Annotated in this window: 24 protein-coding genes; 23 read left to right on the forward strand and 1 reads right to left on the reverse strand. The window is 38.6% G+C overall.

From position 1 onward, the window contains the following. Positions 1 to 40 precede the first annotated feature (40 nt). The 15 genes from AABK37_RS00915 to AABK37_RS00985 all read left to right on the forward strand — a co-directional run bounded on the left by AABK37_RS00915 (position 41) and on the right by AABK37_RS00985 (position 17,028). Entirely contained in the window at positions 41 to 1,225 is a 1,185-nt protein-coding gene (locus tag AABK37_RS00915; RefSeq protein WP_432549739.1) for a glycosyltransferase family 4 protein, read from the forward strand. Next, on the forward strand, positions 1,222 to 2,274 hold the full coding sequence (locus AABK37_RS00920) for a CgeB family protein (protein WP_432549740.1): 1,053 nt from the start codon (positions 1,222 to 1,224) through the stop codon (positions 2,272 to 2,274). The genes AABK37_RS00915 and AABK37_RS00920 overlap by 4 nt, the downstream gene beginning before the upstream one ends. A gap of 40 nt (positions 2,275 to 2,314) precedes the next feature. Continuing rightward, complete coding sequence (locus tag AABK37_RS00925; protein ID WP_432549741.1) at positions 2,315 to 3,487, forward strand: glycosyltransferase family 4 protein; 1,173 nt, start codon at positions 2,315 to 2,317, stop codon at positions 3,485 to 3,487. A gap of 23 nt (positions 3,488 to 3,510) precedes the next feature. Continuing rightward, on the forward strand, positions 3,511 to 4,113 hold the full coding sequence (locus AABK37_RS00930; RefSeq protein ID WP_432549742.1) for an rRNA adenine N-6-methyltransferase family protein: 603 nt from the start codon (positions 3,511 to 3,513) through the stop codon (positions 4,111 to 4,113). 35 nt (positions 4,114 to 4,148) lie between these two features. After that, on the forward strand, positions 4,149 to 5,090 hold the full coding sequence (locus AABK37_RS00935) for an alpha-1,2-fucosyltransferase (protein ID WP_432549743.1): 942 nt from the start codon (positions 4,149 to 4,151) through the stop codon (positions 5,088 to 5,090). A 357-nt stretch (positions 5,091 to 5,447) separates the two neighbouring features. Beyond that, entirely contained in the window at positions 5,448 to 6,371 is a 924-nt protein-coding gene (locus tag AABK37_RS00940) for a glycosyltransferase family 2 protein (RefSeq protein WP_432549744.1), read from the forward strand. 64 nt (positions 6,372 to 6,435) lie between these two features. Continuing rightward, the gene (locus AABK37_RS00945) at positions 6,436 to 7,785 is read left to right on the forward strand and encodes a hypothetical protein (RefSeq protein WP_432549745.1); all 1,350 of its coding nucleotides are present in this window, start codon (positions 6,436 to 6,438) and stop codon (positions 7,783 to 7,785) included. Between the two features lie 122 nt (positions 7,786 to 7,907). Then, positions 7,908 to 8,891: a phytanoyl-CoA dioxygenase family protein gene (locus tag AABK37_RS00950; protein WP_432549746.1), complete on the forward strand. Its 984-nt coding sequence runs from the start codon at positions 7,908 to 7,910 to the stop codon at positions 8,889 to 8,891. Continuing rightward, positions 8,891 to 10,027 carry a glycosyltransferase family 4 protein gene (locus tag AABK37_RS00955; protein WP_432549747.1) on the forward strand — a complete coding sequence of 379 codons (1,137 nt, stop codon included), beginning with the start codon at positions 8,891 to 8,893 and terminating at the stop codon, positions 10,025 to 10,027. The genes AABK37_RS00950 and AABK37_RS00955 overlap by 1 nt, the downstream gene beginning before the upstream one ends. A 30-nt stretch (positions 10,028 to 10,057) precedes the next feature. Then, positions 10,058 to 11,266 carry a glycosyltransferase gene (locus tag AABK37_RS00960; protein ID WP_432549748.1) on the forward strand — a complete coding sequence of 403 codons (1,209 nt, stop codon included), beginning with the start codon at positions 10,058 to 10,060 and terminating at the stop codon, positions 11,264 to 11,266. Between the two features lie 3 nt (positions 11,267 to 11,269). Continuing rightward, positions 11,270 to 12,604 carry a glycosyltransferase gene (locus AABK37_RS00965; protein ID WP_432549749.1) on the forward strand — a complete coding sequence of 445 codons (1,335 nt, stop codon included), beginning with the start codon at positions 11,270 to 11,272 and terminating at the stop codon, positions 12,602 to 12,604. A gap of 46 nt (positions 12,605 to 12,650) precedes the next feature. Continuing rightward, positions 12,651 to 13,781: a glycosyltransferase family 4 protein gene (locus tag AABK37_RS00970; protein ID WP_432549750.1), complete on the forward strand. Its 1,131-nt coding sequence runs from the start codon at positions 12,651 to 12,653 to the stop codon at positions 13,779 to 13,781. An 8-nt stretch (positions 13,782 to 13,789) separates the two neighbouring features. Further along, entirely contained in the window at positions 13,790 to 14,473 is a 684-nt protein-coding gene (locus tag AABK37_RS00975) for a class I SAM-dependent methyltransferase (RefSeq protein ID WP_039752618.1), read from the forward strand. A gap of 6 nt (positions 14,474 to 14,479) precedes the next feature. Beyond that, complete coding sequence (locus AABK37_RS00980) at positions 14,480 to 15,247, forward strand: glycosyltransferase family 2 protein (RefSeq protein WP_432549751.1); 768 nt, start codon at positions 14,480 to 14,482, stop codon at positions 15,245 to 15,247. 38 nt (positions 15,248 to 15,285) lie between these two features. Continuing rightward, positions 15,286 to 17,028 carry a carbamoyltransferase family protein gene (locus AABK37_RS00985; protein ID WP_432549752.1) on the forward strand — a complete coding sequence of 581 codons (1,743 nt, stop codon included), beginning with the start codon at positions 15,286 to 15,288 and terminating at the stop codon, positions 17,026 to 17,028. On the opposite strand, the gene AABK37_RS00990 is transcribed toward AABK37_RS00985, so the two are convergent. Further along, positions 17,012 to 17,149 (reverse strand): hypothetical protein, encoded by a 138-nt coding sequence (locus AABK37_RS00990; RefSeq protein WP_432549753.1) that lies wholly within the window; start codon positions 17,147 to 17,149, stop codon positions 17,012 to 17,014. The two genes, AABK37_RS00985 and AABK37_RS00990, sit on opposite strands and share 17 nt — an antisense overlap. A gap of 58 nt (positions 17,150 to 17,207) precedes the next feature. Between AABK37_RS00990 and AABK37_RS00995 the strand changes: the two genes are divergently transcribed. From AABK37_RS00995 to AABK37_RS01030, 8 genes are all read left to right on the forward strand, one after another. After that, on the forward strand, positions 17,208 to 17,351 hold the full coding sequence (locus tag AABK37_RS00995; RefSeq protein WP_432549754.1) for a hypothetical protein: 144 nt from the start codon (positions 17,208 to 17,210) through the stop codon (positions 17,349 to 17,351). A 216-nt stretch (positions 17,352 to 17,567) separates the two neighbouring features. Beyond that, the gene (locus AABK37_RS01000) at positions 17,568 to 18,185 is read left to right on the forward strand and encodes a hypothetical protein (protein ID WP_432549755.1); all 618 of its coding nucleotides are present in this window, start codon (positions 17,568 to 17,570) and stop codon (positions 18,183 to 18,185) included. Positions 18,186 to 18,221: 36 nt separating this feature from the next. Next, on the forward strand, positions 18,222 to 18,590 hold the full coding sequence (locus AABK37_RS01005) for a hypothetical protein (RefSeq protein WP_432549756.1): 369 nt from the start codon (positions 18,222 to 18,224) through the stop codon (positions 18,588 to 18,590). After that, positions 18,547 to 21,288, forward strand: a complete 2,742-nt coding sequence (locus AABK37_RS01010) for a hypothetical protein (protein WP_432549757.1) — start codon at positions 18,547 to 18,549, stop codon at positions 21,286 to 21,288. The genes AABK37_RS01005 and AABK37_RS01010 overlap by 44 nt, the downstream gene beginning before the upstream one ends. A 220-nt stretch (positions 21,289 to 21,508) precedes the next feature. Beyond that, a complete protein-coding gene (locus AABK37_RS01015) occupies positions 21,509 to 22,291 on the forward strand; it encodes a hypothetical protein (protein ID WP_432549758.1) in 783 nt (260 codons plus the stop codon). 228 nt (positions 22,292 to 22,519) lie between these two features. Continuing rightward, complete coding sequence (locus AABK37_RS01020) at positions 22,520 to 23,581, forward strand: hypothetical protein (protein ID WP_432549759.1); 1,062 nt, start codon at positions 22,520 to 22,522, stop codon at positions 23,579 to 23,581. A gap of 24 nt (positions 23,582 to 23,605) precedes the next feature. Continuing rightward, entirely contained in the window at positions 23,606 to 24,424 is an 819-nt protein-coding gene (locus AABK37_RS01025; protein ID WP_432549760.1) for a hypothetical protein, read from the forward strand. Positions 24,425 to 24,543: 119 nt separating this feature from the next. Further along, positions 24,544 to 25,206 (forward strand): hypothetical protein, encoded by a 663-nt coding sequence (locus AABK37_RS01030; protein ID WP_432549761.1) that lies wholly within the window; start codon positions 24,544 to 24,546, stop codon positions 25,204 to 25,206. Positions 25,207 to 25,217 lie beyond the last annotated feature (11 nt).

A 25,217-nucleotide genomic window follows, 5' to 3' on the forward strand; every position in this document is an offset into this window, starting at 1 on the left:
GTTTTGCAATGCCCATACTTTTAGATGAAAATTTTAACTTATGCTGCGTATTGCTTACTTTGTCTCTCATCCGATTCAATATCAAGCTCCTTTATTGCGACTGATCGCCGCCGATCCAGAAATTGAACTGAAAGTTTTTTTCTACAATGATTTTTCTTTAAAACCTTATCAAGATTTGGGATTTGGACGTGTAATTGAGTGGGATGTGCCACTAATAGAAGGTTATGATTACTGTTTTTTAAATTGTTGGGGTAGCAAGCAGCAAGAAATGTCCCAACAATCCCTAGCCAAAGATATTAGCAAACAGTTAAAACAAAAACAATTTGATGCTGTTTGGGTGCATGGATGGTCTTGGCTTTGCAGCATCCAAGTAGTGTTGGCAGCCAATCGCTTAGGTATTCCAGTGTTGCTGCGGGGAGAAACTAGCGGGTTGGGGGAACCAACTCATCCTTTGAAAAAAAGGGCAAAAAGAGCTTTTTTGAACTGGCTATTTCCGAAGATTGCGGCATTTCTCTACATCGGAACTCTCAACCGTCAATTTTATAAAAACTATGGTGTTGAGGACGATCGCCTGTTTTGCGTGCCTTATGCTGTTGACAATGACTATTTTCAGCAGCGAGTAATGTTAGCGCGTGCCAACCGTGAAGAACTGCGGCGATCGCTTAATTTAGATTTTGGTAGACCGATTATTCTCTACGCTGCTAAACTGATTGAGGTGAAACGTCCGCAAGATTTGCTTGCAGCTTATCGCTTGCTTTCATCTGATGGGATCGAACCAAAACCTTATTTGTTATTTGTGGGAGATGGCATTTTGCGCTTAACTTTAGAAGCCGAAGCGAAAAAAACAAATTGGCAGTCAATTCGCTTTTTGGGTTTTCGCAATCAATCAGAAATGCCTGCAATTTACGATTTGTGTGACGTATTTGTTTTACCATCTAATTTTGAACCTTGGGGATTGGCAATCAATGAAGTGATGAATGCAGGCAAAGCTGTTGTTGTTAGCGATCGCGTTGGTTGTGCCCCTGATTTGGTGAGGGAAGGGCAAAATGGACGGATTTTTACCGTAGGAGAAATTACGGATTTAGCAGAGGCAATTCGCTTTTGCATCGACCACCAAACAGCTGGAGATATCAGCCTCAAACAAATTCAAAAATGGAGCTATCAAGAAGATATCCAGGGACTCAAACAAGCTTTAAATTACCTCAAGCATAAGGTGGCTGAATGAAAAAAGTTTTGATTGTCGGACAAACGCTAGAATTAGGTCGTACTGAGGAACTTTACGGACGAGGATTTTCGGCACTTGGTTGTAAAGTTCAACATTTCACTTGGCACGAAGCAGCACCCAGCTTAGTTTCCGGTTTGTTGTGGGATAAAGTAACTTGGCGACTTGCATGGCAACTACGAGCTAAAACCGCAAATCAGAAATTAGTTGAGATAGGCAATCAGTTTCAGCCTGATTTAACTGTGGTTACTTCACCAGATTTGCTTGCTCCTAGCAGCATACAAGCTTTGCAGCAGCATGGTTTAGTCTTTGTCTTTTTTACAGATAATCCCCTAGATGCACATCACACCCATAGTAATTCCTGGGTCAAGGGGGGGTTAATCTTGTGGGATGCAGCTTTAATCTGGAGCCGAGAATTAGTTGAGCGGTTAACTGAAAATAATGTCAAAAAGGCGGTGTTTCATCCTTTTTGTAGCGATGTTGAATATCACTTTCCCAAAAAGCAGAGTAACCCAGCTTATGATGTAGCGTTTATCGGTAATTGGGATGCTAGTCGCAAACGCGAGCAGTATTTGAAAGCGATCGCTGATTATAAATTAGGGCTGTGGGGGTCTAATTACTGGAATACTCATTGTCAAGAACCTGCATTAAAAAATCTGTGCCAGGGAATGTGCAGTTATGCAGAAATTCCGGAAATTTTAGGCTCTGCCAAAATGGGTTTAAATATTTTACGTCCGCAAAATGAAGAGGGACATAATATTAGAACCTTTGAAATTCCGGCTACACAAACGCTGATGTTGAGCGAGCGAAGTAGAGAATTATTGAATTTATTTGTAGAAGATAAAGAAGCAGTTTATTTTTCTAATCCTGAAGAATTAAGAAATAAAGTTGCATATCTTTTACAAAACCCGGAAAAAATTAAATTTCTTGCTCAAGCAGGATATCATCAGGCACTAAAACATAAAATTGCTGAGAGAATCACAGAAATTGCTAACTTGTATCAACAATTGAAATCTTCTCCATCCAGTGACGCTAAGGTTTTGCACTCATAGAAGGTATAGCTATGAGAAAATTACAAATTAAAATTAAAAAATGAAAGTTACTGTTTCAGTCTTTGGGCGATTTCATGCCTTCAACTTAGCCCAACAATTGCAAAAGTCAGGTTATTTATACAAATTAATTTCTAGTTATCCAACGTTTGAAATTACTAAATATGGTATTGATAAATCTTTTATTAATTCTTTATTGTATTGGGAAGTTTTATCTCGAAGTTGGCAGCGAGTACCTAGTTGGCTTAAAGGCGATCGCAATTTACAGCTATGGTTTCTAGAACAGTTTGATCGTTCAGTTGTTAGCGCTCTATCACCAGGATTTGATATATTTGTGGGATGGTCGGGATGTTGTTTTTGGTCTATGTATCGCGCTCAAAAAATGGGCGCTAAAACAATAATTGAACGTGGAAGCAGCCATATGCAGTACCAAACAGCCATCCTCCAAGAGGAGTATGAAAAGTGGGGACTGCAATTTACAGAAACTCATCCCGGAATATACGACAGAGAAATTCAATCATATAGTGATACAGACAAAATTGCCATCCCCAGCGTATTTGTCAAGCGGACTTTTTTAGAACAAGGAATACCAGAAAGTAAACTTATTCACGTTCCCTATGGGACTAATACAGCAGAATTTTATCCAGAGCTAAAACAAGATAATATCTTTCGAGTCATTCACTGTGGTGGTATAACTCTGCGTAAAGGTGTGCAGTATTTATTGCAAGCTTTTTATGAGTTGAATCTACCCGAAGCTGAATTGTGGCTGGTGGGTACAATCTCTTTAGAAATCGAGCCTTTTTTAGCCAAATATCAAAGCGATCGCATTATTCTCAAAGGCAATCACCCTCAAAGCCAACTACGTTTTTTCTACTCTCAATGCTCGGTATTTTGTCTGGCTTCGATTGAAGATGGTTTTGGCATGGTGATTCCGCAAGCAATGGCTTGTGGACTGCCAGTTATTCATACAACTAATACTGGTGGTGAGGATATTGTGCGAGATGGCATTGATGGTTTTTGTGTTCCTATTCGGGATGTAGAAGCTCTCAAAGAAAAAATTATTTGGTTATATGACAACCCAGATAAGCAAGTTGAAATGGGGAATAATGCTTTAGCACAAGCTCGTAAATCTCTTGATTGGGATGATTATGGACAGAAAATTAGCAGTGAATATTTAAAGATTTTGCAGCCAGTATCTGCCGACAAATTAACTTAATAAATGAATTTATCAGCCCAAAAATGAACAAGCAAAATCAGGATATACAAGCTATTGCCGGACACATATTAGACCTTTATCTGTTGGCATCATTCAAATTTAAAAATCCCCATAGCTATACAAAATTTCGCCAGATTAAAAGCCTGAAAAAAAGAACAAACGCCAGTGTTTTTGTCGAAACTGGAACTTATTTAGGTGTAACCACCAAAAGATGTGCCCCCATTTTCAATCAAGTCTACACAATTGAGCTTGATAAAGAACTTGCAGAACTTGCCAAAAGTTTTTTATCTAATAACAAAAACGTTGAAGTTATTCAAGGAGATGCTTTAGAAGTATTGCCTCAATTATTAAAGCGTGAAGAAATTAACGATGCGCTGGTATTTCTAGATGGTCACTTTTCGGGTGGGATAACTGCATGTGGAGAAATACCAGAACCAGGAATTGAAGAAATAAAAATACTTGCTCAACACAAACACAAAATTAGGTGTATTGTTGTTGATGATTTTCGTTCATTTGGAACCGAGTCAAGTTTTCCCACAAAATTTGAATTACTGAAAGCAGCAGAAGAGTATTTTTCTGATTATGAAATAACTGTTCACCTAGATCAGTTAATTATTGTCAAGTGAAGTAATGCCAAAAACTTTTGACTGGCTAGGTAAACATGTCCAAACAACCTACTTTATTAGTTTATCCCCAATTACCCAAAGCCGGCTTAGGCAACATGCTTTTAGTTTGGGCAAAAGCAGTTTTGTTTGCTGATATAAATCACCTGCCTATTGTTGCACCTGTTTGGGGCAAAATTGCCATTGGTCCTTATTTAAGAGGTGAACGAGATAAAAGGTATTATGGTCATCTCTTTTATCATAAAAATTATGAGTCACGATGGAAATCTTCTCTGGCAATTTTCAGAAAAAAATATCTTCACAATAATCCAGCAATATCTCAAATAGAATTATCTCATTTAGAGCCGAAAAATGTAGATTTGCATCTATTTATTTTTAATCAACTGCCACATTGGAGTGACTACTTTACAGATTTAAAAGAATATCAACCTCTGATTAAGCAGAAACTGTATTCTATCATTCGTCCGTCAGTATTTGAAGCCATTTTAAATCGCCCAACCCCAGAAATCGGCATTCATATTAGAATGGGAGACTTTAGAAAACTTAAACCGGAAGATGACTTCACTAAATTAGGTAATGTTCGCACACCTTTGAGTTGGTTTATTCAGGTTATTGATGCAGCTCGTAAAATTGCTGGTTATGATGTGCCTGTAACTATATTTTCAGACGGTTATGATCGCGAACTTGATGAACTGTTAAAACTTCCTCAAGTTTCCCGTGCAACTGCTGCTTCTGCTCTCTCCGATATGCTTACCTTGTCTAGAAGCAAGCTTTTGATTACTTCTTCAGGCAGCACATTTAGCAGTTGGGCTTCATATTTAGGACAATGCCCGACTATCTGGCATCCAGCACATTTCCATGCAGGTGTTTTTCCTGCTGATATTAGCCAGAGTATATTTGAAGGAGGGTTAGATCCAGAATCAATGACAGTTCCCGATTTACTAATTCATAATATCAAATTAGCATTTGCTTATTTGTAATAGCTTTATCGTCGCTTCGCTCCTGGGTGTGGGGTGTGGGGGAGCCAGTGCGGTGGGCGGCTCTGCCGACTTGTAGCATCTGGCGTTGTGGGGTGTGGGGAAAACTTTCATGTTTTGTACATCCCACACCCAGGAGCGATTGGGTTTAAAACCCCACCGTCGCTCTTAGTGTCAACAAGCAGGTTGGTGCAGCACCGATCCAATTGACCCCTACACCCTACACCCTACCCCCTACACCCTGTTCAATAGAGAAAGTATTACCTGCATTCAAAAGATTAAATAGCTTTTACTTAACGTCTATCGAGCCAATCACCCAGCAGATTTTAAAGATTAGCCAATTAGAGAATGGAAAAATAAATGATAAGAATAGCCATTTTGATTCCCAGTTATAATAATGAAGATACTATTAATTATACCCTTGAATCTATCCAAACTCAGCGTGAATGGTTAAAGAAAATTTCTGCTGTTTATATTGCCGATGATTGTTCAAGCGATCGCACCATAGCATTGGCACAAGCAACTTGGCACTCACCCATCGGACTGCATATTTTGCCAGCAGATCGCAACCAAGGTCAATGGGAGAATGTAAATCGGGCAATAAATTTAATCAAAGAAACAGCAGATTGGTGTTTGATTTTACATTCTGATGATATTGCCAAACCAAATTGGCTAGAAATGATAATTTCTAGAATAGAAGCTTGCTCAGAAAACATAGGTAGTATTTGCTCCAGTTGGGATAATTTAATGCCTGATGGTTCTATAAAACAGGGAGAGGATGACCCTGATAAACAACTTGAAGTAATTGAGGGTAATGATGATGCCGTTAGGGGAACTTTACTTAAAGGTTGCTGGTGGCATATATCAGGTTGTGCTATTCGGGTTAAAATGCGTGAAGATTGTGGAAGCTTTAATCATAAATTTCCATACCAAGCTGATTGGGAATGGCTGCTGCGTTCTCTTAAGAGAGGATGGGCTGTTGAGTACATTCCTAGAACATTAATTTTGTACAGGCAAAATGTAAGTAGTGTTTCTTCTAAATCGTTCCAAACTCATCGAGATATTAGAGAATTTTTGGAAATTATTCCCAAATATATAAATTTATTAGAGCCTAAAGATTTGTTTTATCTTTATCAACAAAGAATTAACTTTCTTTTCCGGCGGTTAGTCAAATCTTTAATTACACTAAATACTCAGAGAGTTTGGCAATCTTTCCAAGTATTTTTTATGTTGTTGGGCAGTTTGAGAGCATGTCAAAAGCAATTAAAGATGATTGATGAGTAAGAAATATATTTGCTGACTTTGTTAGTATTTATAGGAGTTAAATGAAACAAAAGCTTGGGTAACTATGTTTACAGTAGAGCGGCAGTGGTTAATTGTCTGGCTATTCGTCTGGGTGGGAGTGATGGGTTTGGTGGTCTACAGTCAATGGAATAGAAAATTACCCAGCGTCGGCTTTCCACTGTGTTATTTGTTCAATCTATCGATAAACCACTGGTTTGGAGCCATGATCTATTCCTTTCCGTGGTACTATCCCCAGTCTGCTTACTTACTTAGCGTCGGTTGCTCCCCAGAAAATACGATTTCAGGTTTTCAAGTAAGTGTGCTTGGTGTCATAGGATTCGGATTTGGCAGCGTATTTCTTGCTCCCTGGTTGCTAAGAAGTTTCAAACCCCCTTGGCTGCGGGAGATGCCAAAACAGCCTAACTTAAAGTTACCTAAAACTTACATTTTATTAGGGCTGCTTTTTTATTTTGTTATCGGACCAATTTTAAGTAAAATTCCTAGCGTCGCTGCCTTGACAGGTTCGGGTTTCTCATTGTTGTCTGTGGGTTTATGTTTAGCTTGCTGGAAAGCTTGGTGCATGGCTGATAACAAAGCCTTTCTATCTTGGCTGTTGATTTCCTGCTGTATACCTTTTTTATCTATGGTGAATGCAGGCTTTATTAGTTTTGGCGTAGCAGCAGTTCTGATTGTGCTGATATTCGTATTCACTTTTTACCGTCCCCGATGGCAAGTCTTAATTATCGGATTGCTGGTAATGTTTTTAGGTTTATCTGTCTTAGTTACCTATTTTCGCGATCGCGATATAATCCGCGCTCAAGTTTGGGGTGGACAAAGTACCGAGTCACGAATTGAGCAAGTATGGAAAACAATGACTAACTTCGAGTTTTTTAATGTCTACAAACAGCAACATTTAGAAGTAATTGATGGTCGGCTAAATATGAATATTGGAGTGGGTATGGCTATCAACCACATCTCCGAAGGTATGGCTAAATTTGCTGATGGTGAAACGCTGGGGCAAGCAGTAATAGCAGTAGTTCCTCGTATTTTATGGCCCAACAAACCGGTATCTGCGGGTAGTGGGGACTTAGTCAGCCGATACACAGGCTTAGAGACTCCTCCGGGAACTAGTATAGGAGTAGGAAATGTTTTAGAGTTCTATCTCAACTTTGGTACATTGGGAGTAGTTTTCGGATTTATCCTTTTTGGCACTGTGCTGCGAGTATTTGATATCACAGCCGGACAAAAATTGCTCTCTGGTAATTGGGTAGGATTTGCTTCCTGGTTTCTGCCTGGACTGGGCTTGATGAATCCAGCCGGTTCCCTAGCAGAAGTGGTATCAAGTGTATCTGCCTCTGCGGTTCTGGTTTATCTCATTAACAGGTTTTACCTGAACAAACAAAAAAGATTATAATTTGCTTTTTTCAGTCCAAAAAGGAAGGAGTAAATCTGATTTTATTTAGCTGATTGGTGCAGAAAAAGGGGCAATTAATACAAATATACTAGCTGCGATCAAAGCGAGATGCAGATGAAACTATGTTTACTTTAAACTTCCAAAATATCAGCACTAGTCAAATAGTAAATGAACTAAAAAGCAAAGGATATTTTGTTTTTGAACAGGCATTGACCGAACAGTATGTTGAAGAACTACTTCTAGACGTAGATTTCAATCAAATTATAGTTAATAATAATGATGTTGGTGTAGTTACTGCTTACAATCAAAAATTTTTAACTCATTGCCTTGGTAGCTCCAAAAAAGCCTACGATCTTATCACATCTCAAAAGGTTTTAGATATATGCAAAGAATATTTTACTGACAGTTACAAGCTAACTAATCATAGAATTTATCAAACAAGCAAAATATCGCACATGCCCTGGCATACAGACAATAATCGACAGGTTGGTAAGCAATTAGTCAGCAAACATAATATGCCGGGACTATTATTTTTGTTTTATTTATCGGACGTAACTAAAAATCCATTTCAATATCTAAAAGATTCTCACAAATGGTCTCACAAATATAGTCACGAGATTTACCTTAGTGATCGCTTTATCGATAATAACTATAAACAAGATATTCTAACATTTATGATGAAAAAGGGAAGCCTTATCTTGTGCGATATCCACGGAGTACATAGAGCAGAACCTTTTCAAGATAATCGTTACACCAGAACTACCTTACTGTTTCAGGTCGATCAAGTTGGTAATGAGAACGCAGGACATGGTGAAAAAAACATCGTTAATACTGAGTACATTGATAATCCAACTCAAGAGGTGATGGATTACTTAGGATTTGGTTTTAAGAGAGAGTATCCGGCATTTCCTTGCACCTCAGTTGCCACCATGACACCTGAAGACATCTTGAAAATACAAAAGCAGTTGTTACCCTTAACATTACAGGCTTTTGCCAAAAGTCTAGCAACATTTTTGTTACCTGGTGAGGTAAAAATTAATGCCAAGCGTTTGTTATGGCATCTCAAATCAAGCCGCTCAATGATAAGCAAACTTTTTAAAAAGTAATGAAAGTTTTGTTGCTAGCTAATTACCAACCAGATGCCATACAAAGCATGGATTTGTTTGCTTCCATGCTAGAAATTTACTTAACTAAACTTGGTCATAAAGTGCGTGTAATTCGCCCAAAGCCTTGGTTTGGTACTATGTTTAAGTCATCCCCAAAGGTATTAATAAAATGGTTTGGTTACATTGATAAATTGATTCTTCCATTACAATTTAGCCAAACATTATCTTGGGCAGACGTAGTTCACATCTGCGATCATGGCAATGCAATTTACACCAAATATTTGCAAAATACGCCCCATGTTGTCACTTGTCATGATTTATTAGCAGTTCGTTGTGGTTTAGGAGAGTTTCCCGGATATCAAACTGGATGGACTGGTAAACTATTGCAGAAAATGATGATAAGAGGGCTAAATAAAGCCCAAAAAGTCGCGTGCGTTTCCAAACAAACTAAAAGCGATTTGATACGTCTTAGTTCTCTGCATGAAAATGATATAACAGTGATTTCTGTGGGTTTAAACTATCTGTATAAACCGATGGCTCAAGCAGATGCCAAGCAACGTTTAGCAGCTTTGGGAATTCCTCTAGATTGTCGATTTATTCTGCATGTAGGGGCAAATCATTGGTACAAAAATCGGCTAGGAGTTTTATCTATTTTTCAGGCACTGATGTGTAAACTGCAACAACCATTTTATTTAGTTATGGCAGGAAAACCCATGACTGATGAAATGTATCAGTTTATCAAAACTCATAATCTGGCTGAAAAAGTAATAGAGTTAGTAGAAGTTGATAACGAGAATTTGCGATCGCTCTATTCTGCTGCAACTGCTTTACTATTTCCTTCCCTGCAAGAAGGCTTTGGCTGGCCCATTATAGAAGCTCAAGCGTGTGGTTGTCCAGTGATTACATCAAATCGCCAGCCAATGAATGATGTCGGGGGAGAAGCAGCTATATACATAGAACCAGACAATCCCCAGTCAGCAGCAGAAAAAATTATCTGCCATCTTGACACGCTAGAAACACTTAAGTCAAAAGGATTTATTAATTCTCAAAGATTTACAGCCGAAAAAATGATTGATGAATATGTTGAGCTTTATCAACAAGCAATTGATGAAAAATTTGGGAATCCAGCAGTGTAGGGAATTGCATTTACCTTCAGGGAGTGGGAGATGAGATTAATTACATCAAATATTTTCTTAAAAAAGCCAGAAAGTCGCCAATATGAAAAAGATAAATGTTTAGATTTACATTTATGGTTTCCTGATATTTTTGAATTTAAAGGAGGTATTCAAGTTTACTCAGCCTTTTTGCTAGAAGCATTACAAAGCTTATATCCTCAGATTGATTATGATGTTTTTCTGAAACATGATACTCGGTCAAGAGAATATTTTTCTTTTATAAATAAGACTAGATTTCATTTTGCCGGAAATTCGCCGATCGCTCTGCGGACAGTTGTATTTGCGGCTAAAATTTTCGGACATGGACTCTGGCAACGTCCTAACTTAGTTATTGCCTCTCATCTCAATTTTACAGTTGTTGCCTATTTGCTAAAACGCTTAATGGGCACACCTTACTGGACTGTTGCCCACGGGGTAGATGCTTGGAATATCACCAACCCTACCCTGAAAACTGCTCTAAATAATGCCGATCGCATTTTAGCTGTCAGCAGTTACACGCGCGATCGCCTGCTGAAAGAACAGAACCTAGATCCAGGTAAAATATCTCTTTTACCCAACACCTTCGACCCCAGTCGCTTCAAAATTGATGGCAAACCGTTACATTTGTTAGAGCGATACAAACTCAAACCCCAACAACCAATTATTTTAACCGTCTCTCGGTTAGCTAATACTGATGCCTACAAAGGCTATGACCAAATTTTACACGCTTTACCAAAAATTAAACAACAGCTTCCAGATGTTCATTACATTCTAGTTGGCAAAGGCAACGATCGCTCCCGGATTGAACAGCTAATTGTCGATCTCAATTTGCAAGATTGCGTTACCTTAGCAGGCTTTGTTGCAGATAGCGAACTGTGCGATTATTACAATATGAGCGATGTTTTTGCCATGCCCAGTCGAGGTGAAGGATTTGGGATAGTCTATTTAGAAGCACTCGCTTGTGGCAAACCGACTGTAGGGGGAAATCAAGATGGTGCAATTGATGCCTTATGTCACGGTACACTTGGAGCCTTGGTCGATCCTCAAGATGTGGATGCGATCGCTCAAACTCTCATCCAAATTTTACAAGGTACTTATCCCAATCATTTAATGTATCAACCAGAAGCTTTACGACAAAAAGTAATTGATACATTTGGCTTCCGAAATTTCAAACAAACTCTGGCAGAACTGATGCAAAATTTTGCACCAATCTCTCAATAATCAATGAGACTTAATTTTTCAGCCGTTAAACCAGTAAATACAACTACAGATCAGCCCCAAGTCTGTCATGTGGTTGCAAGTATTAACCAAAACACTGGCGGCACTGCACATTTAGTTGCAGACCTAGCAGCAACCATTGCCAATCAAGGAATATCATCTCATTTATTCACTCTAGATTATCAACAACTTGGTAGCCAAATTATACCTGCAAATGTCAAACTACATAGCTATCCCGCTACCTTTTTAAGCCAACACATGCGAGGATTTCATCCCCAAGCCAGTCATGCTTTATCGCAGTTAGCATCAACAGAATTAGATTTAGTTCACAATCATGGTTTGTGGATGTTTCCCAATCTTTATGCGCGGCAAGCTGCAAAATCGCATCATTTGCCTTTGGTAATTTCACCTCACGGTATGCTTGAGTCTTGGTCTTTAAAGCGCAGTCGCATCAAAAAGTGGCTTGCCTGGTCGCTGTACGAGCGCAAAAATTTACATAGTGCTACAGTTTTCCACGCTACCTCTAGTGAAGAAGCAAACTCTATTCGTCAACTTAATTTGCAGCAAGCGATCGCTCTGATTCCTAATGGTGTGCATCTTGCTGATTGCAATCAACAAGCGAGCAAAGAAGTATTAACAGAATTATTTCCGGAACTAATTGATAAGAAATGGTTGCTGTTTTTTTCTCGATTGCATCCCAAAAAAGGTATAGATAATTTACTCTACATTTGGCAAAAATTAGCCGCGAAATTTTTCGACTGGCATTTAATAATTGCTGGACCTGATTTAATTGGCTACCAAGCAAAATTAGAATTGTTAGTAGAACAATTGAATTTGCAACAACGAGTAACTTTCACTGGTATGTTGTCGGGACAGCAGAAATTTTCCGCGCTCAGTAATAGTGATTTATTTATTTTACCAAGTCACTCAGAGAATTTTGGCATGGTAATAGCTGAGTCTTTAGCTTATGGTGTGCCTGCCATAACCACCAAGAATACTCCTTGGCAGGATTTGGCAACCTACGGCTGCGGTTGGTGGGTAGAAGACAATCAGCAGGCATTAATGATTGCTTTGATTGAAGCGATGGAAATGTCCTCTAACGAACTGCAAGCAATGGGTGAAAAAGGACGAAATTTGGTGTCAGTAAAATATTCTTGGAATTCTATCTCTAGGAAGATGGTAAATCTATATCACTGGATTATTGGTGGTGGTGAGCCACCAAGTTTTGTTCAGTTTTATGGTTCAGAAATGAGCGCACTCGTTATGAAAAAACGTTCGCCCTTGGCGTTGCCGGAGGCTACCGCAGAGGGCGCAGAGTTCACAGAGTTTGGGAGAGTTTGAGAGGTTTTTGCGCTCATTCCTATGGTTATTAATTGGGAAGACTAATGTGATTATTTCCATTGCTACCGGACCTTGGTTGCCCGTGCCGGCGGTGCAAGGAGGTGCCATTCCTCGACTTTGGCAAGGTTTAGCAGAAGAATTTGCTAACAGAGGTCATCAAGTGAGAATTCTCTGTCGTTGTTATCCAGGACAGCCTCAAACAGAAACGATCAATGGTGTTGAATACATTCGACGTGGGGGACTGCCTCAAAGTACTAATATTCGCTTGGATTTAATCAAAGATTTGCTTTATGCTTTGTTGATTTTTCCCACCTTGCCGCGTGCCGATATTTTGGTCATCAACGACTTTTGGTTGCCTGTATTTGCGGCTTTACGTTTCTCTTCGGGGCGAATTGTGGTGAATTCGGCTCGTTTTCCCAAAGGACAATATCGTCTGTATACAAAAGTAGCTTGCTTTGCGGCTGTATCGCAGGCAGTCAAAGAGGCGATCGCGCAAGAATATCCTCTTCTCATACCGCGAATCAAAGTTATCCCCAATCCTATTGATACGAGTATATTTTTTCCCGCAACTTCTTCTAAATTCGCCAATCAAGAGAAAGTTATTCTTTATGTCGGCAGAATTCATCCAGAAAAAGGTATCCATCTGCTTGTAGATGCATTCTTAATCTTGGCGCAACAAATTTCTACCGCTAAACTGAGAATTATTGGTCCACAACAAGAAAATCAAGGTGGTGGCGGAGATAAATATTTACGCAGTCTCAAATTGCAAGCTGAAAAATTAAATATTGAATTTTTAGAGCCTATATTTGATGTAGACAAACTAGCTGAAGCGTATCGTCAAGCCGATATATTTTGCTATCCTTCGCTAGCAGAAAAAGGCGAGTCTTTTGGAGTAGCCCCTTTAGAAGCAATGGCATCAGGTCTTGTACCAGTAGTTTCCGACTTACCTTGTTTTAGAGACTTCATTGAATCAGGAAAAACCGGATATTTTTTTAATCATAAAAACACCGATGCCGCCAAAAATCTTTCAGCTACATTAGTCTCAGCAATACTCAATTGGGAAACGACTACTAAAATGGGTGCAAAAGCTGTGCAAAAAGCACAAGAATTTAGCTATCAGCAAATTGCTAACGTCTATCTGTCTAATTTTGAACAATTATTAACAACAACGAAATAGGATATATCATGGAAAAAAAGACAATTCAACGCTTTTATGACGAAGTTTATACAGAATATCTGTCTGAAGGTTTAAGTGAATTTGATGGTTATGAAAGAAATCATGTTTTGAAGCGAATTTATCCTCAAGTAAATGGCAAGCGATTGTTAGATTTAGGAGCAGGTCATGGAACTATCAGTAAGTTTTTTCTTGATAAAGGCTATGAAGTGTATGCCATTGAGTGGACTGTAGCCGGAGTGCAAAAACTCGTGAAAATAAAAGTCAATGCAATTCAAAAAGATATTGAAGATACTCCTTATATCTATGAAGATAATTTTTTTGATGAGGTTTTTTGGGGAGATAATATAGAACACCTTTTCTTTCCCGAACAAGTCGCTCAGGAAATATATCGAATTCTCAAACCGGGTGGAAGATTAGTTTTAAGTACCCCGAATCATGGCTGGATTATCAATCGGCTGTATTACCTATTAATGGGTGTACCTAGAAGAACAGAGGGACATAAAATTCCTATTTGGGAATGGCAGCATATTCGGTATTTTAATAAAGCTGAAATTAAGAGGTTTTTAAATCATTGTGGTTTCAGCAAAGATTTTGCTTTTTATGGAGCTGAACGCAGACAACCATTTGCAGCTTTAAGTAGGTATTTCCCTTCAATTATGGGATCTGTCATGGTTGTGGAAATTCGTAAGTAAATGTATATGCTTGACGAAGTAACTCCGCTGATTCTCACCTATAATGAAGCGCCAAATATTGATCGCACTCTCCAGCATCTTAGTTGGGCAAAAAAAATTGTTGTCATTGACAGTTACAGCACCGATGAAACTCTGGAAATTCTCAACTCATATCCTGAAGTGCAACTAATGCAAAGGAAATTTGATACCCATGCAACTCAATGGAATTATGGACTAGAACAAGTTACATCCGCATGGGTTCTTTCCCTTGATGCAGACTACATCATCACTGATGAACTAACCGCTGAAATCGCATCTTTGCCAGCAGATGAAGATATCGATGGCTACTTTGCTTTCTTCAAATACTGTGTTTTTGGCAAACCTTTAAGAGGCACAATATTGCCACCACGTCAAGTTCTTTTTCGCCAAGAAAAGGCTATTTATATAGATGATGGTCATACTCAGTTGCTAAAGATTAATGGTAAATCTAGGATGCTTTCATCCTATATTCACCATGACGATCGCAAACCTCTAAGTCGCTGGTTATGGGCACAAGACCGCTATATGGTGATTGAAGCCAAAAAGATATTAGAAACTGCAAATAGCGAACTCAGCTTGGGCGATCGCATTCGCAAACAAAAAATCCTGGCTCCCTTCATTGTTTTATTTTATTGCCTGATTGTCAAAGGCGGTATTTTTGACGGTTGGCATGGTTGGTATTACGCACTTCAGCGTATCTTGGCAGAAATTCTGCTAGCAATTCATCTGATTGAAGCTGAGAAATTCAAACCTTAATTCTGCTTTTTCTACATTAGTTTATCAAACTTAATCATATGAACATCCTGGGAATTAACGCTTATCATGGCGATGCTTCAGCTTGCTTAATCCAAAACGGTGAACTCATTGCCGCAGTTGAAGAAGAACGGTTTAATCGAGTTAAACATTGGGCTGGATTTCCCGCAGAATCTATCCGAAGTTGTTTAAAAGTGGGTGGTATTAGTGCGGCAGATTTAGAACATGTGGCTGTATCTTTCAATCCGAAAGCCAACTTAAATCGCAAGCTGCTGTTTACTCTGCAAAATCGTCCTTCTGTGCGATCGCTTTTGGATCGATTTAACAAGCAAAGTAAATCTGCCAGTCTTTTACAACAATTAGCCGATGCTTGTCACTGCCAAAGCGAAGATATTCGCGCCAAAATCCATAACTTAGAACATCATACCACCCATTTGGCTGGTAGTTTTTTTGTTTCTCCCTTTGAAGAAGCGGCAATTCTTTCAATCGACGGGATGGGAGATTTTGTCAGCACTCTGTTAGCTGCCGGACGCGGTAACGAGTTAGAATATTTTTCTCGCACTCACTATCCCCATTCCGTCGGCTATCTCTACAATGCTGTTACTTTATACCTGGGCTTTCCCGCTTACGGGGATGAGTATAAAGTCATGGGATTGGCTCCTTATGGCGAACCTGAATATTTAGAAGCCTTTCGCCGAATTATATATCCTAAAGGAGACAGCTTTGAATTAAATTTAGACTACTTTACCCACCACACCCAAGGTATTGCTATGAATTGGGAAAGTGGTTCTCCAACTGTTCAACCATTCCACAGCCCAGAGTTAGAAAAATTACTCGGTGCAGCGCGAGATCCGAAATCGGAAGTGACATCAAAGCATCAAAATATTGCCGCATCTGTGCAAGCTGTGACTGAAGAAATTATCTTTCATCTGCTAAATCGTTTAAGCGATCGCTACAAAAGCGAAAATCTCTGTTTGGTCGGTGGTGTAGCTATGAACTCTGTCGCTAACGGTAAAATCACCCAAAATACTCCCTTTAAAAATATTTACACTCCCATCGGTGCGGCTGACAACGGCACATGCTTTGGTGCAGCTTTTTATGTGTGGCATCAAATGCTAAAACAACCGAGAAAATTTGTTTTAAATCATGCTTACTGGGGGTCAGAATTTAGTAATGAAGAATGTTTGTTAGCTTTGCAACACTACAATTTGCAACCTAAAAAATTAGAGCGCGATGCACTTTTAAATCATGTTGTAGATGCTTTGTGTGCAGGTAAAGTAGTCGGTTGGTTTCAAGGTAGGATGGAATTTGGTGCTAGAGCTTTAGGTAATCGCTCACTTTTAGCCGATCCGCGTCGTGCTGATATGCGGGATATTATCAACTTGAAAATCAAATTTAGGGAAAAATTTCGCCCCTTCGCTCCTAGTATTTTAGAAGAAAAGGTCAGCGAATACTTTGAAATTGATGCGCCGGTGCCTTTCATGGAAAAAGTCTTTACAGTTCGCTCTCAAAAAAGGAAACAAATTCCTGCCGTCACCCATGTTGACGGTACTGGACGCTTACAAAGTGTCAGTCGCAGTACCAATCCCCTTTATTGGGACTTGATAAATACATTTGCTCAACGCACTGGTATTCCCGTCGTTCTCAACACATCCCTCAACGAAAATGAACCAATTGTTAGGACTCCTAATGAAGCCATTCTGTGTTTTTTAAGAACTCATATGGATGCTATTGTCTTGGGTTCTTATTATGTAGAACGCAGCGATATCAAAGTTGGTGGTTGATAGTTGTTGGTTGATAGTTGTTGGTTGATAGTTGGTGGTTGATAGTTGATAGTTGATAGTTGTTGGTTGATAGTTGATAGTTGATAGTTGTTGGTTGATAGTTGTTGTAGGACTTACGCAAAATATCTCTGGAACTCTTATTCCTTCGTGTCCTTCGTGTCTTCGTGGTTCGTTACTCCGTGAAAGAGTGCGTAAGTCCTATGTTGGTTGATGGTTGTTTACGACTAACCACTAACCACCAACCACTAACCACCAACCACCAACCACTAACCACCAACCACCAACCACCAACCACTAAAGATATTTTTGCCGATCGCCTCTAAATTACACTTGACAAAAACCTTGATTCATGTGTCAAAGTTTAACTTTTGATTAATTTTCGTAACCTGAAAGCGATTTTTTCAGGTTTAGGGAAGTTATGCGGCAAGTGATGCGATAAGTTAACTATAATACTGGCAGTTATGCTGATTCACGACGAATTTGATGCTACTTCTTCTATAATGTATAAAATATATTTTTCAGAAGTAATAGTAAAATTCATGTCCAAACAAAGTATTCATGAGATAGTTTTTCTCAAAACTTTGACACGTAGTGCGAGCAAAATATCTCCGAAATTGACAGGAACACTCGAATCCTGGCGTTTTCGGCTGATTGAATCTGTTCCATTTTTGATTGCTTGTGCAGTATTTCTAAGCGTTATCAGCCTGAAAAGTCCTATCCTGCTTTTTTGTCTACTTGTTGGTAGTTTAATTACAATAATTATACAGCAAATTGGGCATCAGGTACATCTACCCAGGCGATCGCTCATATTGTTACAAATCTTAGCAGTAGCGATCGTCTTGAGTTTATTTTGGTTAGACTATTTTGCAGTTCCCGCACAAGCCCAATTTTTTAAGAGAGCTGAAGATTTTTTTAGGGGCACTCTCACAAAAGATGCAGGAACAAACGATGGTACCCAAGCAGCAGTTAGCTTAATATTCAATGTTTTGCGGGCAATTTACCTACTTTACATAGCAGTTTCTTTGATTGGTGTTATTAACGCAGTTCGCAAAGATGAAGATTGGCAAACTATCGCCAGAACTCCTTTATTAGTAGTTGTCGCCGTGACAATTGCTGATGTTCTCACAGGCTTTATAATTGGCGATACTAGTAAATAATTTATTTAGATAAAATGAAAAAAAGCTAAAAATTTCATGACTCAAGACAAAGAAAAAGACTTTCGTCCAGTCAATCAAATTTTAGGAAGCCAACCTTCATTAGGACCAATTCCCGCCGATCAAGTCCTTCCTTGGACGCTTATTGCCCTAGCTGCTTATTTTATCATCAATGGAATTTTTGGGGGAATTTTTCCGGACGACTTTCAAAAATGGTTGTGGACGATACTAATTACTATTTGGGGAATGGCGACTTGGTGGATATTAACAGGTGGTAGGAGTTGGCGTTTTTTAAGTAAATTTGTTGGTGTTCCTGCTTGGACTAGAGGCTTTGCTCGTTATCAAAGCATACTATTCGTAAACCATGAAGCAAAAAATCGGAAAACAAAGCGTCGGCGTCGCAGGTAGCGAGAGATTAACACCATTTGAAGATGCTTTACACCTAGCGACAATGTTGCGCGTCTCACTTGGGGGACGTGATATAGGCGCTTATCTTTTGACAAAGGGAACTCAAAAAAATAGATTTTGCTTTGTTTTTGGTTTTGAATGTCGAGGTATTCATACAACTTTAAGAACAGACCAAATAGATGCAATTATTAGTAATATTGAATCGGGTTTAAAAGACATTCCCGCTAATGAAAGAATAACCTTTCATTTGAGTTCTTTTAGTTCCGATAAAAAGCGACAAAAAGAACTAAGTTCAATCATCAAACAAACGCCATCAAAAGATTTAAAATACTTGTTAATGGCGGAAAGAGCAAGAACAAAAGAACTTACTGTTTCTGGTATTCGCAAACCGAAATTTCTCAAAATTTATGTAACTTATACCGTTGAACCCAACTCCACCAATACAGATGATTCGATAGAAAGGCTTTTGGCAAAAGCTGAATCGTGGTGGTTGAAATTCAAAGGAGATATAGCAGAAGTTGAAAATCAGCGTATAGAAACCATTGTAACCAATGCTTACAAACAAGGTTTTTCTCGCTGGGAACAAATATTATCCAATCAAATGGCTTTGGATGTTAAGCCATTAACTAGTAATGAACTTTGGGGAGAAATATGGAGAAGATTTAATGATACCCCACCGATAGAAATTCCGCAATTAATGACTTTAGATGAAAATGGACTACACGAAGAAGCTTATTCAGATTTAGCTAGTACTAAATTACTTGTAGATAATATCCACAGTACAACTTTGCTGATGGAATCTGATGTACCTTGCGCCGATCGCTCGTGGGTTCATGTTAAGAATAATTATATTGGTGCATTAACATTTTTAGAAAAACCTGGTGGTTGGCAAAATAAATCTTCTCAACTGCGCTATTTATGGGAATTGTTGGCAAGAGAAACGGTTGTTGATACAGAGATTTTTTGTGAATTAACTGCGGCAAATCCAGCAATAGTAAAAAATACATTGCAACGAGTGCTGAAGCAGTCGAATGTGACAGCAACGATCGCTCAAGAAAAAAGCCGAACAATTGATGTCAACGCTCAATTAAAATTAAGAAAATCCGTAGCAGCACAAGAACAATTATATGAAGGTGCAGTACCTATTTATACGGGGATAGCGATTTTTGTACATCGTCCAAGTGTGGAGAAATTAGAGGAAGCAATAAGATATATTGAAAACTGTTTTCAACGTCCAGCAAGGGTAATTAGAGAAACAGAATATGCTTGGAAAATTTGGCTGCAAACTTTACCGATAGTTTGGGAAGGTTTGTTAGCAAAACCCTTCAACCGTCGGCAGTTGTATTTAACAAGTGAAGTACCAGGATTAATGCCTTTAGTATTAACTAAATCTAGCGATCGCCAAGGTTTTGAATTGATTGCCGAAGAGGGAGGAACACCGGTATATTTAGATTTATTTGACGAACATAAAAATTTAGCGCTATTTGCGACAACTCGCGCAGGTAAATCAGTATTGGTGTCAGGAATTTTAACTCAAGCTTTAGCGCATAATATTCCGGTAGTCGCGTTAGATTTTCCCAAACCAGATGGGACATCTACCTTCACCGACTATACAGAGTTTATGGAGAGTGGAGCATATTTTGATATTTCTAAACAATCGAATAACTTATTTGAACAGCCAGACTTGCGATCGCTAGATCCAGATCAACAGCGCGATCGCCTGCTCGATTATACAGCCTTTTTAGAATCAGCTTTAATGACAATGGTTTTAGGGTCATCCACAGAAAATCCATTGTTATCGCAAACCGTGCGATCGCTTCTTAATTTGGCTTTAACAGCATTCTTTGCAGATGAAGGTATAAAAGAGCGATATCGAATCGCAATTGCAGGGGGATTTGGCAGTCCAGCTTGGCAGAAAACCCCCACATTAAGAGACTTTCTCTATTTTTGCACAACAGAACATCTACAAATCAACTCTGTAAGTGGCAGAGTTGAAGATGCCTTAAGTCAAATTCAATTGCGCTTGCGGTTTTGGCTTTCAAGTCGCGTCGGACAATCGATTTCTGCACCATCTAGCTTTCCCACCGATGCACAACTTTTGGTTTTTGCTTTGAGAAACCTCTCAGATAATGAAGATGCAGCAGTGCTATCTTTAAGTGCTTATTCAGCAGCATTACGACGCGCACTCAGCAGTCCAGCTTCCATATTCTTCATTGATGAAGCACCAATTTTATTTGAATTTGACCAAATTGCTGACTTAGTTGGCAGAATTTGTGCCAATGGTGCAAAAGCTGGAATTAGAGTTATTTTATCAGCACAAGACCCCGATACCATCGCCAAATCTAAAGCCGCATCGAAAATTTTACAAAACTTAAGCACACGATTAATCGGACGCATTCAACCCGTTGCCGTCGATAGTTTCATGGATATATTAAAATATCCCCGTGAAATTATTTCTCGCAATGCTTCAGAAAACTTCTTTCCTCGCAAAGAAGGCATTTATAGCCAATGGCTGTTAGATAATAACGGTATTTATACCTTCTGCCGCTATTATCCAGGTTACGAACAATTAGCAGTAGTTGCTAACAACCCCAACGAACAAGCAGCACGGAGTAAAATTATGCGACATCACAGCGATAAATATGAAGCAATTTCTACATTTGCACGTCAATTAGTAGCTTCATTACGTGGTAGTTAACATAGCAATGTTAAAAAGACCTAACCCCCCACCCCCTTCCCTACAAGGGAAGGGGGAGTACATTTCCTCTATAAGGGAAAGTATATTTCCCTCCCCTTGTAGGGGAGGGACGACTTTGACGCCAGTCAAAGTCAGGGAGAGGTTTTGCCTTTAATATGGTTGAACTACTGAATAAAATAAAGTACTAAATTCCTATAGATATTTTTCCCGATTCAGACCCATGAAAAAAATCACCCTTTTAACACTTTCTCTATCATTCCTCATCATCCTACCAGCAACAGCCCAACTAGGCAAAGTTTGGACTGATTTTAAATCATATTCTAACGATTTACAAACTTATTTTACAGACAATGTAAATGTAAATGGAAACGACAGTTTAAAACTAGAACTTCAATCTGAATATGCCATTCCTAACGTAACAGGAGAATTTAAAATACCTAACCCTTTTGATACCGGAGAAAATGAGAGATTTATCAGCTCCATATCAGATAAGTTTGAAAATAATCCTGAAGTACGTTCAACTTTAGTTAGTAATGAAAGAAATCGTTTAATTACTCGTAGTTCAGCCGCAGGTATTTTGGGTGAAGGTCAAATTAGGTCAAAAAACAAGTTAGAAGATACTGAAAACAGACTGGAAAGTATTGGCGTGTTTTCCGACGAAAATCAGCCAAATTTTCTAGATTATATTCAACGAGAAATTGAGAAAGTTCAGATAAATCCTGGAACTGGACAATCACCATTAGGATTAGCACAATTGCTTGGTATCCGCGATCAACAGCAACAAACTCAAATACAACGCGAACAAGTAAAAATTGTAGCCGAAACACTTGGTCAAACAATACAGACGAATCAATCTTTGCAATACACTAATTTAAATCTCGCAAGTCTTTCTCAGCAAATGGAAGATACAAATCGTGCTAGAAGAGTAGACGCATCCGCAGAAGCAGCGCGACTTTTGCGAACCACTTCTCAAACAGATTTGTTTGGCAGAGAAAATAAATAAAATTCATGATTAAGAACGTATTCTTACGTAGTGAGCGGTTTACCGCTCATATCAAGTCTTTTAAGCGGCTGAAGTAGTAGGGTGCGTTACGGCATTCGCCTAACGCACCATGATTGACCAATTTGGTGCGTTACGCTGCGCTAACACACCCTACACTTAAAATTTCTTTACACTTATCATAAATAATTTAATTGAGCCTTAACTTCCTTTTAAAGAAAATCTATAAAAATGAAAGATATTTTCCCAACTTTTTTACTTCAAATTGGCAATAATGATGATGTTCTCGTCAATGGAGCTGGAGCCGCAACCGCTACAAGTATTGCCGATGGTTGGCAGCTACAATGGGTAGATTTATTACAAAATGACACTACTAATAATTTATATGGAGCGCTGACGAATCTGGGTACCTTTTTTGCCGTCGGAACCCTACTGTTTTTTATGGTACAGTGGCTAAAAGATGCTATCAACAGCGATTATTCCCGTCCAATATCGGCTTTAATTTGGCCTTTTGTAGTAGTGATACTATTAACCAATTCCGGAAACGGCACTGTATTGTCCAATTTTACACTAGGGGTAAGGAATTATCTCAATGGAGTGAATCAGCAAGTAGTGACAACAGCAGACGCTAATCAAACTTATCAGCAAGCACTGAATATGAGTGTTGCTGAAGATATAGTCGGTTCTTTATTGCGTCCTTGCCAGTCCCTTACTGGTGAACAACAAAATGAATGCTTTAGGAAAGCTAAGGAAGAAGCTGACAAACTCTTGGAGGAATATAAAAATTTATACGGAAGAGATAAAAATTGGATATATAAACTAGAAAATAAAGTAAATAATATTGCAGATCCTACAGGTTATATCTCGGATAATTCATTTGATTCTTTGTTGGGTTCTACAGTCCAAACTAGTATCAAAAACTTTTTAATTTCATTGCAATATGCTTTTCAAAATTTGATAGAAGCGACAATGTTGCTGATAGCAGCTTTGGGACCTATAGCTGTGGGTGCATCTTTACTACCTGTAGCTGGTAAACCAATTTTTGCATGGCTTACCGGGTTTTTATCGATAGGGATTTCTAAGATTTCATTTAATATTATTGCCATATTAACTGCCGCAGTTATTGTTAATGGTCCGGGACAAGATATTAATGCCGATCCTGATTTAATGTGGTTTATAATTTTTCTGGGAATTTTAGCCCCGATTGTATCTTTATTTGTGGCTGCTGCTGGGGCATTTGCAGTCTTTAGTGCTATCAGCAATACGGCTTCGTGGGTGAGGGAGAGAGTATAAATCTCAAGTAAGGGGGATGAGAAAATGGTACGTTTGCTGGAGAAAAGACAACGAACAGGAAGTATTTTAACAATTTTTGCGATCGCTACTTTCAGTTTGCATCTATCGGCTATATTTTTATTAATATTTCAAGGCATAAATATTCGCCAACTCAGCTTGAGAAAACCTCCTAACTTTGTCCAACTAATAGATGGCAAACCAGCAAATCTTCCTGATGTGGAAAGACAACCTGAAGCAATTCGGCAATTCGTCAGTAAAACGATGACATCAATGTTTAACTGGTCGGGAAAACTTCCACCACAATCTATCGAAGAAGTTACACAACCTCAAGCAGATGCAGGAATATCAATTTCAACTTTACGCGGTGGTAGCAAAAAAGTTAGTACTACAAGTTGGATAGCCAGTTTTGCTTTATCTGAAGATTTTCGCAAAGGTTTCTTAAGCCAAATTGCGGAAATGACACCCCCAGAAGTTTTTTCTAATAACCCTCGTCAAGCTATTTCCGGACAGTTAGCTATTAAACGAGTTTATCCACCTGAAAAAATTGGTTTGGGTAAATGGCGAGTTGGGATGGTAGCTGACCTGATTCAAAAAAGACAAGCTGACAATAGAACAATAGTAACTCGTTTTAATAAAGATTTACTTGTCCGGGCAATAGATTCTTTTGCCGATCCACAAGTTGATAATACCACTGTTCTGCAAAAAGCAATTTATAGCGTCCGCGCTGATAAATTAGAAATTTACGAGATTCGTAATTTATGTTTAATCGATGAATACAATAATCAGAATCAAGATATAAATGTATGCGGTAATAGACAAATAACTGATAGTTTTATTAAATAAAAAATTTCTTCATGACTTACGCCGAATAATGAAAAACGAACCACGAAGACGCGAAGGACGCAAAGAAATAAGAGTTGAAGAGAGTTTTTGCGTAAGTTGTATTATTTGGGAGAATGTTAATGCAGATACTTAAGTCGGAAAATAAGAAAAGCAGTATTTTACCATTATTTGCTGTCGCAACTTTTGGTTTGCATTTGCTGACTTTATTAGTACTGTTCTTCCACTGGTCTATGTTGCAGCAGTTACAGCGACGATTAACACCTCAAAGTTTAGTGCAACTTGCTGATGGACATGCGATAACAGTAGACCCCAAACTAAATTTAGAGCGAGATCCTGAGACTATTCGGCGCTTTGTGGGTGAAACTATGACTTTAATGCTTACTTGGTCGCAGCAACAGCAGCCAAAAACTGTCTGGGAAGTTAGTTCTGAACTAATAGCGAATGAATTGCAGCCCAAATTACAATCAGAAATTAGTCCCACTGAAAACTTAAGTAGAGGAACTGAAAATGTATTGGTTATACAAAGCATTTCTCAACCCACAAAAATAGAAGATGGGAAGTGGAAGGTGGAAATGTTTGCTAATCAAATAATTTTTACAAATTCTGATAGATTGGGAAAATCAGTTTCCTTTAATAAACAAATTTTAGTGAGAGCAATTGATGAACAAGCTGCTTCACTACCAAACTCACCGTTACCTTTGAACTTGGCAGCTTATCGGCTTGGCGAAGCTAGATTAAAAATTTATAATATCTGTGAAATACAAGATAAAAAATGTTCATAAAATTATAAGTT

Source organism: Tolypothrix sp. VBCCA 56010, assembly GCF_050875635.1.
Classification (GTDB): domain Bacteria; phylum Cyanobacteriota; class Cyanobacteriia; order Cyanobacteriales; family Nostocaceae; genus Hassallia.

What these genes read in the sequence shown, in the direction of transcription:
- AABK37_RS00915 (WP_432549739.1), top strand. Translation starts at nt 41, where the DNA reads ATGCTGCGTATTGCTTACTTTGTCTCTCATCCGATTCAATATCAAGCT.
- AABK37_RS00920 (WP_432549740.1), top strand. Translation starts at nt 1,222, where the DNA reads ATGAAAAAAGTTTTGATTGTCGGACAAACGCTAGAATTAGGTCGTACT.
- AABK37_RS00925 (WP_432549741.1), top strand. Translation starts at nt 2,315, where the DNA reads ATGAAAGTTACTGTTTCAGTCTTTGGGCGATTTCATGCCTTCAACTTA.
- AABK37_RS00930 (WP_432549742.1), top strand. Translation starts at nt 3,511, where the DNA reads ATGAACAAGCAAAATCAGGATATACAAGCTATTGCCGGACACATATTA.
- AABK37_RS00935 (WP_432549743.1), top strand. Translation starts at nt 4,149, where the DNA reads ATGTCCAAACAACCTACTTTATTAGTTTATCCCCAATTACCCAAAGCC.
- AABK37_RS00940 (WP_432549744.1), top strand. Translation starts at nt 5,448, where the DNA reads ATGATAAGAATAGCCATTTTGATTCCCAGTTATAATAATGAAGATACT.
- AABK37_RS00945 (WP_432549745.1), top strand. Translation starts at nt 6,436, where the DNA reads ATGTTTACAGTAGAGCGGCAGTGGTTAATTGTCTGGCTATTCGTCTGG.
- AABK37_RS00950 (WP_432549746.1), top strand. Translation starts at nt 7,908, where the DNA reads ATGTTTACTTTAAACTTCCAAAATATCAGCACTAGTCAAATAGTAAAT.
- AABK37_RS00955 (WP_432549747.1), top strand. Translation starts at nt 8,891, where the DNA reads ATGAAAGTTTTGTTGCTAGCTAATTACCAACCAGATGCCATACAAAGC.
- AABK37_RS00960 (WP_432549748.1), top strand. Translation starts at nt 10,058, where the DNA reads ATGAGATTAATTACATCAAATATTTTCTTAAAAAAGCCAGAAAGTCGC.
- AABK37_RS00965 (WP_432549749.1), top strand. Translation starts at nt 11,270, where the DNA reads ATGAGACTTAATTTTTCAGCCGTTAAACCAGTAAATACAACTACAGAT.
- AABK37_RS00975 (WP_039752618.1), top strand. Translation starts at nt 13,790, where the DNA reads ATGGAAAAAAAGACAATTCAACGCTTTTATGACGAAGTTTATACAGAA.
- AABK37_RS00980 (WP_432549751.1), top strand. Translation starts at nt 14,480, where the DNA reads ATGCTTGACGAAGTAACTCCGCTGATTCTCACCTATAATGAAGCGCCA.
- AABK37_RS00985 (WP_432549752.1), top strand. Translation starts at nt 15,286, where the DNA reads ATGAACATCCTGGGAATTAACGCTTATCATGGCGATGCTTCAGCTTGC.
- AABK37_RS01000 (WP_432549755.1), top strand. Translation starts at nt 17,568, where the DNA reads ATGTCCAAACAAAGTATTCATGAGATAGTTTTTCTCAAAACTTTGACA.
- AABK37_RS01005 (WP_432549756.1), top strand. Translation starts at nt 18,222, where the DNA reads ATGACTCAAGACAAAGAAAAAGACTTTCGTCCAGTCAATCAAATTTTA.
- AABK37_RS01010 (WP_432549757.1), top strand. Translation starts at nt 18,547, where the DNA reads ATGAAGCAAAAAATCGGAAAACAAAGCGTCGGCGTCGCAGGTAGCGAG.
- AABK37_RS01015 (WP_432549758.1), top strand. Translation starts at nt 21,509, where the DNA reads ATGAAAAAAATCACCCTTTTAACACTTTCTCTATCATTCCTCATCATC.
- AABK37_RS01020 (WP_432549759.1), top strand. Translation starts at nt 22,520, where the DNA reads ATGAAAGATATTTTCCCAACTTTTTTACTTCAAATTGGCAATAATGAT.
- AABK37_RS01025 (WP_432549760.1), top strand. Translation starts at nt 23,606, where the DNA reads ATGGTACGTTTGCTGGAGAAAAGACAACGAACAGGAAGTATTTTAACA.
- AABK37_RS01030 (WP_432549761.1), top strand. Translation starts at nt 24,544, where the DNA reads ATGCAGATACTTAAGTCGGAAAATAAGAAAAGCAGTATTTTACCATTA.